Raw genomic sequence first — 13,550 nt, 5'->3', positions numbered from 1 at the left:
CGCGGCGGGGGCTTTTCGGTGTAGGGCTTGGTCCGCGTCCGGTTTAGTCGTTGTCCGGCTGGCCGGGCGCGTTCTTGGAGACCTGGACCAGGAACTCGTAATTGGTCTTGGTCTTGCGCAGCTGGCTCATCAGCAGGTCGATGGCCTGATGACTGTCGAGCCCCGACAGGACGCGACGCAGCTTGTGCACGATCGCGAACTCGTCGGGCGAGAGCAGCAGTTCATCCTTGCGGGTACCGGACGGGTTCACGTCGACGGCGGGGAACACCCGGCGTTCGGCGATCTTGCGGTCCAGCTTGAGCTCGGCGTTGCCGGTGCCCTTGAACTCCTCGAAGATGACCGTGTCACCGGTCGACCCGGTCTCCACCATCGCGGTCGCGACGATGGTCAGCGAGCCACCCTCTTCGATGTTGCGCGCGGCACCCAGGAAGCGCTTCGGCGGGTACAGCGCGGTCGAGTCCACACCACCTGACAGGATGCGGCCCGACGCCGGTGAGGCGTTGTTGTACGCACGACCCAGACGGGTGATCGAGTCGAGCAGCACCACGACGTCTTTACCCTGCTCGACGAGGCGCTTGGCGCGCTCGATGGCGAGCTCGGCCACCGTGGTGTGGTCTGACGGCGGGCGGTCGAAGGTCGAGGCGATGACCTCACCCTTGACCGAGCGCGTCATGTCGGTGACCTCTTCCGGACGCTCGTCGACGAGCACCACCATCAGGTGGCATTCCGGGTTGTTGCGGGTGATCGCGTTGGCGATGTCCTGCATGATCGTGGTCTTACCGGCCTTCGGCGGCGAGACGATCAGCGCACGCTGGCCCTTGCCGATCGGCATGATCAGGTCGATCACACGGGTGGTCAGCTTGTCCGGGCCGGTTTCGAGGCGCAGCCGCTGGTTCGGGTACAGCGGGGTCAGCTTGCCGAATTCGGGCCGCTTCCTGGCGTCCTCGACGGGCCCACCGTTGACGCTGTCGAGCCGCACCAGCGGGTTGAACTTCTGACGCTGGTTGGGCTGGTCGCCGTCCTTGGACACCTTGACCGCGCCGGTGAGGGCATCGCCACGGCGCAGCCCGTTCTTGCGGACCATGTTCATCGACACGTACACGTCGTTCGGCCCGGGCAGGTAGCCCGAGGTGCGCACGAACGCGTAGTTGTCGAGGACGTCGAGGATGCCCGCCACGGGCTGCACGACGTCGTCCTCGCGGAGCTCGGTGTCGCCACCGGCACCGCCGCCGGTCTCGCTGCCGCGCTCACCACGACGTCGGCGATCACGGAACCGGCGTCCCCGCCGGCCCCCGCGGCCGTCGCCGTCCTCGTCATCGTCGTTGTTGTTGTTGCGGTCGTTGGCGTTGCGCTCGTTGGCGTTGCGCTCGTTGTTGCGGTCGTTGGCGTTGCGCTCGTTGTTGCGGTCGTTGGCGTTGCGCTCGTTGTTGCGGTCGTTGGCGTTGCGGTTGGACTGCCGCTGATCGCCGTCCGACTTCTCGCCCGACTGATCGGCCCTGGGCCGGTCCGCCCGGCGCTGCTCGGACTTCGGCTGGTCGGACTTGGGCTCCTCGGCTTTTGCCTGGTCAGCCTTGGGCTCCTCGGCCTTCGGCTGCTCCGTGGACTTGTCGGCCTTGGCGCGATCCGCCTTGGGGCGGTCAGCCTTCGGCTCGGCAACTGGCTGCTCGGCCGGCGCGGCAGCGGTCTCGACGACAGCCTTCTCGACGGGCTTCTCGGCAGCCTTGGCGTCGGCGGCGCCTGCCTGGCGGGATGCACCACGACGCTCGCGACGCGGCGGCGTCTGCGGCGCGGCCGCAGTGTCGGCGCCGCTCTCGGCCTTCGCGCCGCTCTCGGCCTTCGCGCTGTTCCCGTCACCGCGACGTTCGCGGATCGCGGCGATCAGCTCGCTCTTGCGCATGCCGGAGGCGCCTTCGACGCCGATCTGCCTGGCCAGAGCGCGCAGTTCGGGCAGAACCATCGAGGTCAGCGAGGCGGCACGATTGCCCGACGCCACGTCGGCGGTCGGGGCGGCCGCGCCGTCCGACGCCGGAGAACTAGCAGTGGTCACGATGCTCGGCAACTCTGTGTGCTCAGCGCTGTCGGCCGTGAAGAGGTCCGTATCAGTCACGGATTTCCTTTCTTATCCCTCGCTGATTGCGTTGAGCGAGGGCTCAAAATGTCCTCGGCGTTCAGTCGATCCGCCGAACGCGAAGGTCCCACCGTCGCCTGTGCGACGGTGATCGCCGAGATTCGCCATTACAGGGCGAACCGTCGGTCCACGAGTGAAACACGGGAAAGATGAGGGTCGTCCTAATGTCGCGCAAGCAGAGACGCTGCAATTGCTGGACGAAACCGAGAATAACCCGCTTACGTGCTGGAAGCAAGAAACCCCGCAACTCGCGTGACGCGTGTCAAGCCCTAGCTGCGCGCGGCGACGCCGGTTGACCAGCGCACACCGTCGCCCACGGCCATCTCCGAAATGGTGAACCCGTGCGCGGCGCCGAACTCGACTGCCTCGGCGGGCAGCTCGGGTTGGGACCCGAGTGCGATGACCGCGGGTCCAGCCCCCGACAACACCGCTGCTACACCACAACCACGAAGTACCCGCAGAAATTCCGCCGACGCCGGCATCGCGGCCGCTCGCTGCGGTTGGTGCAGTACGTCTTCGGTGGCGGCCATCAGCAGGTCGGGGCGCTCGGTGAGCGCGACCACCAACAGCGCCGCCCTGCTGAGGTTGAAGCGGGCGTCGGTGTGGCTCACCTGTTCCGGAAGCAGCACCCGGGTCTCCGCGGTCGAGGACCGCTGCTGCGGCACGGCCGGGAACAGGTGGATGTCGGGATGCAGCCGCAGCGGCGCCGCGGCGTAGCGTGCCTGCTCGCCGACACCGTCGGTCCAGGTGACCACCGCACCGCCCAGCACAGCCGCGGCGGCGTTGTCCGGATGGCCTTCGAACGTCGACGACAGCTGAATCAGCTGCTCGACGGTGAGCGTCGACGAATCAATCTGTGCCGCAAGCCCATTCGCCACAGCGAGCCCTCCGACCACGGCAGCGGCTGAGGATCCGAGGCCGCGGGAGTGCGGAATGTCGTTGCGGCACCGGACCACAAGGCCCGGCGCGGTGCAGCCCGTCGCGCGCAGACCTGCCTCGATCGCCCGCACCACCAGATGCGAGGAGTCCAGCGGAACCTGCCCGGCACCCTCTCCCTCGACGGTGACGGTCAGCCCGGAATCGACTGTCTCGACGAATATTTCGTCGTACAGGCTGAGCGCCAGGCCGAGGCTGTCGAAGCCGGGGCCTAGGTTCGCGCTCGAGGCCGCGACGACCGACGTCGCCGTCAGGCCGGCGGGAAGAGTCTGCGTCACCTATACGTCCCGTTCAGACCAGACCGAGTTCGGCCGCGACCGCCACCGGGTCCACGGTCAGCGGCGTGACGGTGGGCATTCCCTTCAGCGCGGTGTCCGGATCCTTGAGTCCGTTGCCGGTCACCGTGCACACCACGGTCGACCCCTTGGCCACCCAGCCGTCCTCGACGGACTTGAGCAGGCCGGCGATGCTGGCCGCCGACGCCGGTTCGACGAAGACCCCTTCGGTGCGCGCCACCAGGTGGTACGCCGCCAGGATTTCCTCGTCGGTGGCAGCCAGGAAGCGGCCGCCGGACTGCTGCTGGGCCTCCACCGCCGACGTCCACGACGCAGGGGCGCCGATGCGGATCGCGGTGGCGATCGTCTCCGGATTCTTCACGGGTTCACCGGTGACCAGCGGTGCGGCGCCCGCCGCCTGCGTGCCCAACATGCGGGGCAACCGGTCGGACAGGCCGTCGCGGTGGTACTCGGTGTAGCCCTTCCAGTACGCGGTGATGTTGCCGGCGTTACCGACCGGCAGGGCGTGCACGTCCGGAGCGGTGCCGAGGGCGTCGACGATCTCGAACGCGGCGGTCTTCTGTCCCTCGATGCGGTACGGGTTGACCGAGTTCACCAGCGCGACGGTCGGGAAGTCGGCGGTCAACTTGCGGGCGAGTTCCAGACAGTCGTCGAAGTTGCCGTCGATCTGGATGATCTTGGCGCCGTGCATGACGGCCTGGGCGAGCTTGCCCATCGCGATCTTGCCCTGCGGGATGAGCACCGCACAGGTGAGGCCGGCCCGCGCCGCGTACGCCGCAGCCGAGGCCGAGGTGTTGCCGGTGGACGCGCACAGCACCGCCTGTTTACCGCTGGCAGCGGACTCGGTGACCGCCACCGTCATACCGCGGTCCTTGAACGAACCGGTCGGGTTGAGCCCCTCGACCTTGAGATGCACTGTGCAGCCGGTGAATTCGCTCAACCGCTTCGCGTACACCAGGGGTGTGCCGCCTTCGAGCAGCGTGACCGGCGTCCAGTTGTCGCCGACGGGCAACCGATCGCGGTAGGCCTCGATCAGTCCCGGCCACGGCCGGTGCACCGCATTGACTGGCGTGCTCATTCGCTTGTTCCTTCCATGCGCAGCACGCTGTTGACGCTCTGCACGACGTCGAGATCGGCCAGCGCCGACACCGTTTTGGAGAGTGCGGCATCGGTCGCGCGGTGGGTGACGACGACGATGCGCGCACCGCAGGGCTTCCCGACCTCGTCGGAGACGCCCTCCTGACGCACCTCGGCGATGCTGACCTCACGCTTGGCGAATTCGGCTGCGACCGAGGACAACACACCAGGACGGTCGGTGACGTTCATGTTGACGTAGTACCGCGTGGGGATGAACCCGATCGGCGAGACCGGCAGCTTGGCGTACTTCGACTCCCGCGGACCCCGACCGCCCTGCACCCGGTTCCGAGCGGCCATCACCAGATCCCCCATCACCGCCGACGCGGTCGGCGCACCGCCGGCACCCTGGCCGTAGAACATCAACCGGCCGGCCGCCTCCGCCTCGACCACCACGGCGTTGAACGCACCGTTGACCGCCGCCAGGGGGTGGGTCAGCGGAACCAGCGCCGGGTAGACCCGCGCCGACACCCGCTCCTGGCCGTCGTCGCCGGTCAGGCGCTCACAGATCGCCAGCAGTTTGATGGTGCATCCCAGCGCGCGGGCGGATTCGAAGTCCGCGGCGCTCACCCCGGTGATGCCCTCGCGGTAGACGTCGTCGGCGGTCACCCGGGTGTGGAACGCGATGGACGCCAGGATGGCAGCCTTGGCCGCGGCGTCGTATCCCTCCACGTCGGCGGTCGGATCCGCCTCGGCGTATCCGAGCGCGCTGGCATCGGCCAGGGCACTGTCGTAGTCGGCGCCGGTGTCGTCCATCGCCGACAGGATGTAGTTCGTTGTGCCGTTGACGATTCCGGCCACCCGCAGCACACTGTCGCCGGCCAGCGACTGGGTCAGCGGGCGGATCACCGGAATGGCGCCGGCCACCGCGGCCTCGAAGTACAGGTCCACGTGCGCGGCCTCGGCGGCCTGGGCCAGTTCACCGGTCGACTGCGCCATCAGCGCCTTGTTCGCGGTCACCACGGACTTGCCCTGCTCGAGCGCGGACAGGATCGCCTTGCGAGCCGGTTCGACCGGGCCCATCACCTCGACGACGATGTCGACGTCCTCGCGCGACACCAGCTCTTCGATGTTGTCGGTGAGCAGATCGGCGGGCACCCCGCGGTCGTCGGCCACCCGGCGCACGCCCACTCCGCGCAGCACCAGCGGGGCGCCGACGCGTGCGGCGAGGTCGGCGGCACTCTGTTCGATGATGCGGACCACTTCGCTGCCCACGTTGCCGAGGCCCAGAACGGCGACACCTACGGGCTTTTCGTTACTCATTGACACTCACTTCCAGACTCAACAGATCGTCGACCGTTTCGCGGCGAAGGATCAGGCGCGCGTGCCCGTCGCGCACCGCCACCACCGCCGGACGGCCGATCAGGTTGTAACGGCTCGACATCGAATAGCAGTAGGCACCGGTCGCGGCCACCCCGAGGAGGTCGCCCGGCGCGACGTCGTCGGAGATCCAGGTGTCGCGCACGACGATGTCGCCGCTCTCGCAGTGCTTCCCGACGACGCGGCCCATGACCGGGGCGGCGTCGCTGACCCGGGAGATCAGCCGGACGTCGTACTCGGCGCCGTAGAGCGAGGTGCGGATGTTGTCGCTCATGCCGCCGTCGATGCTGACGTAGCGGCGGTGCCTGTCGGAGGCAACGGCCACGTCCTTGACCGTGCCGACCTCGTAGAGAGTGATCGTCCCGGGTCCGGCGATCGCCCGGCCCGGCTCGACCACGAGTTTCGGGGTGGGCAGGCCGACGGCGGCGGATTCCTCACGGACGATGTTGGTCAGCTTGGCCGCGAGGTCGGCGATCGGCGGCGGATCATCCTGCGGCAGATAGGAGATGCCCAGGCCACCGCCCAGGTCGACGGTGGACATCTGCGCGGTCTTGTCCACCCCGAACTCGGCGACGACGTCGCGCAGCAGGCCGATCACGCGGTGGGCGGCCAATTCGAACCCGGCCACGTCGAAGATCTGCGAGCCGATGTGGCTGTGCAGACCCACCAGGCGCAGGTGATCGGTCTCGAAGACCCGCCGTACGGCCGTCATCGCGGCGCCGCTGGCCAGCGAGAGCCCGAACTTCTGATCCTCGTGGGCGGTGGAGATGAACTCGTGTGTATGAGCTTCCACGCCCACGGTCACCCGCACCAGCACGTCCTGGACCACGCCGGCCGCCGCGGCGATCTCGTCGAGGCGCTCGATCTCGATCATCGAGTCGACCACCACGTGACCCACGCCGGATTTCACCGCCAACGTCAGTTCGTCGAGCGATTTGTTGTTGCCGTGCAGGGCGATCCGCTCGGCGGGGAATCCGGCGTGCAGGGCGACGGCGAGCTCTCCGCCGCTGGCGACGTCGAGGGCCAACCCCTCTTCGTCGATCCAACGCGCGATCTCGGTGCACAGGAAGGCCTTCGCTGCGTACCGCACGTACTCGCCGCCGCCGAACGCCGCGGAGATCTCGCGGCAGCGGTGGCGGAAGTCGTCCTCGTCGATGACGAAGACCGGGGTGCCGAATTCGGCGGCGATGTCGGTGACCGGGACCCCGGCGATCGACACCACGCCGTCGGCGCCGCGAACGGCGTTGCGCGGCCACACGTTCGCTGCGATCTGCAGCACCTCGTCGGCGGAGTCCGGACGCGGCGGAGCGCTGCCGTGGTGAGCCTCTTCGGCGTGCCGGGGCCCGGCGGGGTGGGCGTTCACATCCGATCCGGTGCGCTCACGCCGAGGATCGCCAGACCATTGGCGATCACCTGGCGGGTGGCCTGACACAGTGCCAGCCGGGCCTGATGAAGGCTCCCAGGCGTTTCATCGCCTTGGGGCAGCACCCGGCAGGAGTCGTAGAACCGGTGGTAGTCACCGGCGAGGTCCTCGAGGTAGCGGCACACCCGGTGCGGCTCACGCAGGGCCGCAGCCGATTCCAGCACCCGCGAGAACTCACCGAGGTTGCGGATCAGCGTGCCCTCTTTGTCGTGGGTGAGCAGGTCGAGGTGGGCGGTGTCGGCGGTCAGGCCGAGGTCGGCCGCATTGCGGGCCAGCGCCGAGAGTCGCGCGTGGGCGTACTGCACGTAGTAGACGGGGTTCTCGGCCGACGCCGAGGACCACAGCGCCAGGTCGATGTCGATCGGGGTGTCCACCGACGAGCGGATCAGCGAGTAGCGCGACGCATCGACGCCGATCGCCTCGACGAGGTCGTCGAGGGTGATGACGGTGCCGGCGCGCTTGCTCATCCGCACCGGTTGGCCGTCGCGCACCAGGTTGACCATCTGACCGATCAGCACCTCGACGGTGTCCGGATCGTCACCCAGTGCGGCGGCGGCGGCCTTCAGGCGCGCGATGTAGCCGTGGTGGTCCGCGCCGAGCATGTAGATGCACAGGTTGAAGCCGCGCTGGCGTTTGTCGAGGAAGTAGGCCAGGTCCCCGGCGATATAGGCCGGGTTGCCGTCGCTCTTGATGACGACGCGGTCCTTGTCGTCACCGAAGTCGGTGGTGCGCAGCCAGGTGGCGCCGTCCTTCTCGTAGATCGCGCCGTTCTCCCGCAGGCGGGCGATCGCCTCCTCTACCCGTCCGCTGGTGTGCATCGAATCCTCGTGGGTGAAGACGTCGAAGTCGGTGCCGAACTCGTGCAGGGAGGTCTTGATGTGGGCGAACATCAGGTCGACGCCGATCGCCCGGAACGCCTCGCGCATCTGGTCGTCGGGCAGCTCGAGCGCGCCGGGATCCTTGGCGAGCACCTGCGCGGCGATGTCGCCGATGTAGCTGCCGGCGTAGCCGTCCTCGGGGGCGGGCTGCCCCTTCGCCGCCGCGATCAGCGAGTTGACGAACCGGTCGATCTGCGAGCCGTGGTCGTTGAAGTAGTACTCGCGCACCACCGCGGCGCCCTGAGTGGCCAGCAGCCGGCCCAGCGCGTCACCGACGGCCGCCCACCGGGTGCCACCGATGTGGATGGGCCCGGTCGGGTTGGCGGAGACGAACTCGAGGTTGATGTTGCGGTCGGCCAGCCCGGCGGAGTGCCCGTAGCGCTCACCGCTGGAGATGATGGTGCCGACGATGACGTTCTGCGCCGACGCCTCGATGCGCAGGTTGACGAAGCCGGGTCCGGCGACCTCGGCGGCGGCGATGTCCGCGGTGCCCGTCAGCGCCTCGGCGAGCCATCCGGCCAGCTCGCGGGGGTTCGCGCCGACCTTCTTACCGAGCTGAAGCGCCAGGTTGGTGGCATAGTCACCGTGTTCGGGATTGCGGGGCCGCTCCACCGTGACAGTCGCAGGCAACGCAGCGGTGTCGAGGTCATGCTCGGTCAACACAGCAGCAGCGGTGGTCCTGAGCAAGTCGGCGAGGTCGGCGGGTGTCACGGGGGTCCATCCTATGGTCTGGGGTGGTCAGTGCCCGAATCCATTACGCCCCGCCACATGCGTTACGCTGTCCACGCCCAATGGCGCCGTTCGTGAAGAACGCGCCCCCGTAGCTCAGGGGATAGAGCGTCTGCCTCCGGAGCAGAAGGCCGCAGGTTCGAATCCTGCCGGGGGCACTCCTCCTCAGATCAGGGCCATCCCGCTGGATTGCCGGCTCAGGCGGCCAGACATATCTCGAAAAATTTCGTCACACCTCCCGCCGCGCATTCGCCGGCCGTGGCCGTGTGGTGGCCCACGCAACCCCCCGGGTTCGCTGTCCGACTCGCTGTACGAGCGTTTTGCGGTTCACCATCCCGTTTCACCCTCTGAGGGAATTTGCCAACGCGACCAGCCTCGTCGCGTTCGGCATCTGCGCAGCTGCGGAAGTTGCTTCGCAGATCTAACGACATCGTGGAGTATGCGTCTGCAAAGGCAGGTAAGCCTTCGCGCGATTTGCTCGGAAGCGATACGCTCTAAGGGATTTCCTATCCGAGGGGTTGATTGTGGATATCAAACGAGTACTGGCAGGGGCATCGATCATCGGTGTCGTCGGCCTTCCGGCGTGGTTCATGGGCGCGGGAGTCGCTGCCGCAGAGCCTGTCGCCGGACCAGAATGCGCCGATCCGGCCACGTGTGAGCGGGCACCGGAAGAGCAGCCTGCGGAGAAGAAGAACACCGCGAACAAGGCGCCGATCCAGATTCCCGAGTCGTGGTCTCGCGAGGTCGCCAAGAACGTCGCCAACCTGCCGTCGCCGGTCGAGGCGAACGGCAGCGTCCCGGTCTCGGTCGGTCTGCCCGACGTGGTCCCGGACATCGGTCTCAGCGTGCCGTTCCATATCAACCCGCCGGCGGTGAACGTTCCGGGAATCGGACTGCCCGCCGTCGGTCTGCCGAGCGTGAACCTTCCGGCACCGCAGCTCGGCCCGCCGAACAACCCGCTGAACCTCGGCCCGCCGAACAACCCGTTCAAGCTGCCGAAGATCGGTTTCTGATCGGCATCTGACCAGATGACAGTGGCCGCCTCGCATCAGCGAGGCGGCCACTCTCGTTCTGCACACCAGGCCGCTCAGTACGCGTCGTGCAGGCGCATCCACTCATAGGGCGGTCGCTGTGGCCAGCCGGCCGGCGAGTCCTCCCAGGTCTCCTGGCGGCCGTACGGGGTGAGATCGAGCAGGTCGAAGACGAGCATGAACGGTTCCTCTCCGCGCTGGTACGTCGACCAGGTGTGGAACACGCGCTCGCCGTCGCGCAGGAAGACGCTGATGCCGTGGCGCTCCTCGCCGTCGACGGTGACGTGGAAGTCCTCGTTGAACGTCGACGCACCGGAAGACACCCACGGCAGATCCCAGCCCATCCGGTCGCGGAAGGCGAGCAGCGTCCCGACCGGTGCGCGGGACACGAGCACCAACGACGTGTCCTTGGCGTGCAGGTGCGACAGCGGGCCGAGATGGTCGGCCATCATCGAACAGCCCTCACACCCCTGCTGCCAGTCGCTGCCGAACATGAAGTGCTGGACGATCAGCTGGCGCCGCCCGTCGAACAGCTCTGCCAGGCTCACCGGACCGCTCTCCGTGTCGAACACGTAGGGCTCGGTCACCTCGACCATGGGCAGCCGGCGACGCGCCGCGCTGACCGAGTCCTTCAGCCGCATCAGCTCCTTCTCGCGGACCAACAATTGCGCACGGGCGTCTTCCCACTCCCGGCGCGAGACGACCTGAGGGAGGTTGTCGGCTGTCATGGTCGCACCAACTCCTTCACGGCATCGGCGACTCGGGTCAGCTGTCCGAGGTCGGAACTGGTCGGGATGAGGTGCACCTCGTCGGTGCCGATTCCCTCGAACTCCTCGAGACGTGCGAGCAGATCGTCCTCGGTGCCCGCGAACCCTGTGGCCGGCGCCATCGCGTCGACGTACTCGCCGGGAATCCAGTTCATGTAGCGGCGCAGGTGGCTGTGCACCTGGGCGCGCGCCGCGTCACGCTCGCCGATGGCGAACCAGAATGACGTGGCCAGGTGCGGCGCGGGTTTACCGGCCTCTGCCCACGCAGTCCTGGCGATGTCGAACAACTCGTTCTGCTTGGCGGTGTCGAGGTCGAGAGTCGTGCCGGCCATACCGTGGGCCCAGGACGCCGCGCTGCGCACGGTCTTGGGTCCGATGGTGCCGACGAGCAACGGTGGGCCACCGGGCTGAACCGGCGCCGGCCCCACCGGAAGCACCGAGTCGGTCAGCTTCTCCCCCGCCCACACCCGCTTCATCAGCGCGACCCTCCGGGCCATTTCCCGCATGGTCTGCGTGGCCGGGTCGGCGCCGACAGCCGCGTAATCCTCGTGCCGACCGCCGACGCCGATACCCACCGTCAACCGTCCGTCGCTGATGAGGTCGCCGGTCGCGAGGGCCTTGGCGAGCATCACCGGGTCGTGCAACTGCGGGACGATCACTGTCGTCACCAACCGGACGCGCTCGGTCCACGCGGCCACCGCACCGAGCAACGTCAGGCTGTCGGGGTTGTCGAAGGCGATCCGCTCACCCCAGCACAGCGCGGAGAACGGCCCGTCGTCGATCACCCGGACCCACGTCCGCAACATCCCCGAGTCGAGATCGGGTTCCATCACCGGCAGGGTCATTCCGATTCGCACACCGCGATTCTGGCACCCGGGGGGTTATCCCCCGCCCAGCTCTCCGGAAAACGCCGTGTCGCAACGGACGCGCACTCCATAGGTTGGACACATGGTCGCAGTCACCGCCAGCCCCCCGCCCGCGTCCGTCGCGGTCAGTGACACCACGTCACGACCCCGCGCCATCGGCGTCGTCTCAACCGCATCCATGCTCACCGGCGCCGCCATCGGCGTGGTGTGGTTCTGGATTCCGTTGGGCCTCCTCGTACTAGGATTGTCCTCGATCCCGTCGGTCATCGGATTCGCGTTGGCGGCAGTAGTTTTCGCGTATCTCGTCCGCGGGATCGACCGGGTCGAGCGGGTACGCAGCGAAGCGGTCTTCGGGATGCGCATCGGTCGGCCGTTCCGGCGCCTATCCGAGTACCCCGGGTTCCAGGGGTGGCTGCACCAGCTGTGGCTCGATGTCAGCAGCGCCCGGTTCTGGAAAGTTCTCGCCCACCACTACCTGCGCATGGTCTACGACATCCTGGCCACCGCGCTGGCGTTCGCGCTGCTGGCGTTCGGATTCCTGGCGCCCGCCGCCGCGCTGGCGATCGACCGCAGCGGCGGCGCCGCCGGTCTGGCGTTCCTCCCGCCGGCCCTGGCCTGGCCGCTGGCCGTCGTCGCCGTGGTGGCCTCGGTCGCCATCCTGATCTTCGCCCCGGCCCTCGACGCGACCATCGACCGCTGGCTGCTCACCCCGTCGCCCACCGCGGCACTGAAGTATCAGGTGAGTGCGCTGAGCGACGCTCGAGCCGGTGCGGTGTCGTCGGCGCAGACCGAACGGCACCGCATCGAGCGGGATCTGCACGACAGCGTCCAACCGCGGCTGGTATCGCTGGCCATGGCCATCGGCCTGGCGCAGACGAAACTCGACACCGATCTGCCCGCCGCCAAGCAGTTGATCGGCGAGGCGCACGACGAGGCGAAGAACGCCCTGGTCGATTTGCGCAACGTGGTGCGGGGTATCGCGCCGACGATCCTCGCCGACCGCGGGCTCGACGCGGCGTTATCGGCGGTCGTGCAGCGGGCCGAGAACTCCGGGGTGCCCACGACATTGAACCTGCACCTGCCCCGTCGACTGCCCGACGAGGTCGAATCCGTCGCCTACTTCGTCGTCGCCGAGGCCCTGACCAACGTCGCAAAGCACGCCGGCGCCAGTCAGGCCGTGGTCACCGTCCGGTTCGACGAACCGTCGAACTCCCTGTACGTGTCCGTCTTCGACGATGGTCGCGGTGGTGCGGCGATCACCGACGACGACAACGCCACCGGGCTCCGTGGCCTCGAGGAACGGGTGCGCGCGGCACGCGGCACGTTCTCGGTGTCCAGCCCGGCGACCGGACCCACCATCGTCACGGCGGTGCTGCCATGCGCATCGTGATCGCCGAGGATTCCGCGCTGCTGCGCGCCGGAATCGAACGCATCCTCGCCGACGCCGGCCACCAGGTGGTTGCCGGAGTTCCCGACGCCACCAACCTGCTACGGCTCGTCAATGAGACCCGACCGGATCTGGCGATCCTCGACGTGCGGATGCCGCCGACCTTCACCGACGAGGGCATCCGCGCCGCCGCGCTGCTGCGCAGCCAGAACCCGGAGTCGCCGGTGCTCGTGCTGTCGCACTACGTCGAGCAGCGCTACGCCGCCGAGTTGATCGCCTCGGACACAAGAGGATTCGGTTACCTCCTGAAAGACCGGGTGGCCGACGTCCCCGCCTTTCTCGACGCCGTCGAGGTCGTCGGCACCGGCGGTACGGTCCTCGACCCCGAGGTGGTCTCCCAGATCCTGGTGCGTTCACACCGGCGGGCGGCGCTCGAACAGTTGACCCCCCGTGAACACGAAGTGCTGCAACTGATGGCGGAGGGCAAGACGAACTCGGCGATCGCGCGGGGAATGCACATCTCGGTCGGATCAGCCGAGAAACACATCGCCTCGATATTCACGAAACTCAACCTGGCCCCCGACGAGACCGAGAACCGCCGCGTACTGGCCGTCCTGCGGTTCCTCGAATCATGAACGCGCGGAAGGATTTACCG

11 protein-coding genes and 1 tRNA gene are annotated in these 13,550 nt (G+C 68.0%); 4 read left to right on the top strand and 8 right to left on the bottom strand.

Annotated elements, in window-relative coordinates:
• Positions 1-43: 43 nt before the first annotated feature.
• The 6 genes from rho to argS form a co-directional block, all read right to left on the bottom strand.
• On the bottom strand, positions 44-2,107 hold the full coding sequence (rho, locus tag I7X18_RS08665) for a transcription termination factor Rho (protein ID WP_193048293.1): 2,064 nt from the start codon (positions 2,105-2,107) through the stop codon (positions 44-46).
• Between the two features lie 290 nt (positions 2,108-2,397).
• Positions 2,398-3,342 carry a homoserine kinase gene (gene thrB, locus I7X18_RS08660; protein WP_193048292.1) on the bottom strand — a complete coding sequence of 315 codons (945 nt, stop codon included), beginning with the start codon at positions 3,340-3,342 and terminating at the stop codon, positions 2,398-2,400.
• A 13-nt stretch (positions 3,343-3,355) separates the two neighbouring features.
• Positions 3,356-4,438: a threonine synthase gene (thrC, locus tag I7X18_RS08655; RefSeq protein ID WP_193048291.1), complete on the bottom strand. Its 1,083-nt coding sequence runs from the start codon at positions 4,436-4,438 to the stop codon at positions 3,356-3,358.
• On the bottom strand, positions 4,435-5,757 hold the full coding sequence (locus I7X18_RS08650; RefSeq protein WP_193048290.1) for a homoserine dehydrogenase: 1,323 nt from the start codon (positions 5,755-5,757) through the stop codon (positions 4,435-4,437). The genes thrC and I7X18_RS08650 overlap by 4 nt, the downstream gene beginning before the upstream one ends.
• Entirely contained in the window at positions 5,750-7,177 is a 1,428-nt protein-coding gene (lysA, locus tag I7X18_RS08645; RefSeq protein WP_193048289.1) for a diaminopimelate decarboxylase, read from the bottom strand. Before lysA ends, I7X18_RS08650 begins: the two co-directional genes overlap by 8 nt.
• On the bottom strand, positions 7,174-8,826 hold the full coding sequence (argS, locus tag I7X18_RS08640) for an arginine--tRNA ligase (protein ID WP_193048288.1): 1,653 nt from the start codon (positions 8,824-8,826) through the stop codon (positions 7,174-7,176). The genes lysA and argS overlap by 4 nt, the downstream gene beginning before the upstream one ends.
• A 103-nt stretch (positions 8,827-8,929) precedes the next feature.
• On the opposite strand from argS, the gene I7X18_RS08635 reads away from it, so the two are divergent.
• Positions 8,930-9,002: transfer RNA gene (locus I7X18_RS08635), tRNA-Arg, on the top strand.
• Between the two features lie 366 nt (positions 9,003-9,368).
• Entirely contained in the window at positions 9,369-9,857 is a 489-nt protein-coding gene (locus I7X18_RS08630) for a hypothetical protein (RefSeq protein ID WP_193048287.1), read from the top strand.
• Between the two features lie 74 nt (positions 9,858-9,931).
• On the opposite strand, the gene I7X18_RS08625 is transcribed toward I7X18_RS08630, so the two are convergent.
• Together I7X18_RS08625 and I7X18_RS08620 are read right to left on the bottom strand one after the other, a co-directional pair.
• Positions 9,932-10,603: a DUF899 domain-containing protein gene (locus I7X18_RS08625; RefSeq protein WP_193048286.1), complete on the bottom strand. Its 672-nt coding sequence runs from the start codon at positions 10,601-10,603 to the stop codon at positions 9,932-9,934.
• Positions 10,600-11,487 carry an LLM class flavin-dependent oxidoreductase gene (locus I7X18_RS08620; RefSeq protein WP_193048325.1) on the bottom strand — a complete coding sequence of 296 codons (888 nt, stop codon included), beginning with the start codon at positions 11,485-11,487 and terminating at the stop codon, positions 10,600-10,602. Before I7X18_RS08620 ends, I7X18_RS08625 begins: the two co-directional genes overlap by 4 nt.
• Positions 11,488-11,590: 103 nt before the next feature.
• Between I7X18_RS08620 and I7X18_RS08615 the strand changes: the two genes are divergently transcribed.
• Entirely contained in the window at positions 11,591-12,898 is a 1,308-nt protein-coding gene (locus I7X18_RS08615; protein WP_193048285.1) for a sensor histidine kinase, read from the top strand.
• A complete protein-coding gene (locus I7X18_RS08610; RefSeq protein ID WP_193048284.1) occupies positions 12,886-13,530 on the top strand; it encodes a response regulator transcription factor in 645 nt (214 codons plus the stop codon). The genes I7X18_RS08615 and I7X18_RS08610 overlap by 13 nt, the downstream gene beginning before the upstream one ends.
• Positions 13,531-13,550 lie beyond the last annotated feature (20 nt).

The sequence above is a fragment of the Mycolicibacterium baixiangningiae genome, assembly GCF_016313185.1.
Lineage (GTDB): Bacteria > Actinomycetota > Actinomycetes > Mycobacteriales > Mycobacteriaceae > Mycobacterium > Mycobacterium baixiangningiae.
The sequence above is the reverse complement of the archived record's forward strand: the minus strand, read 5'-3'. Positions and strand labels throughout refer to the sequence as shown.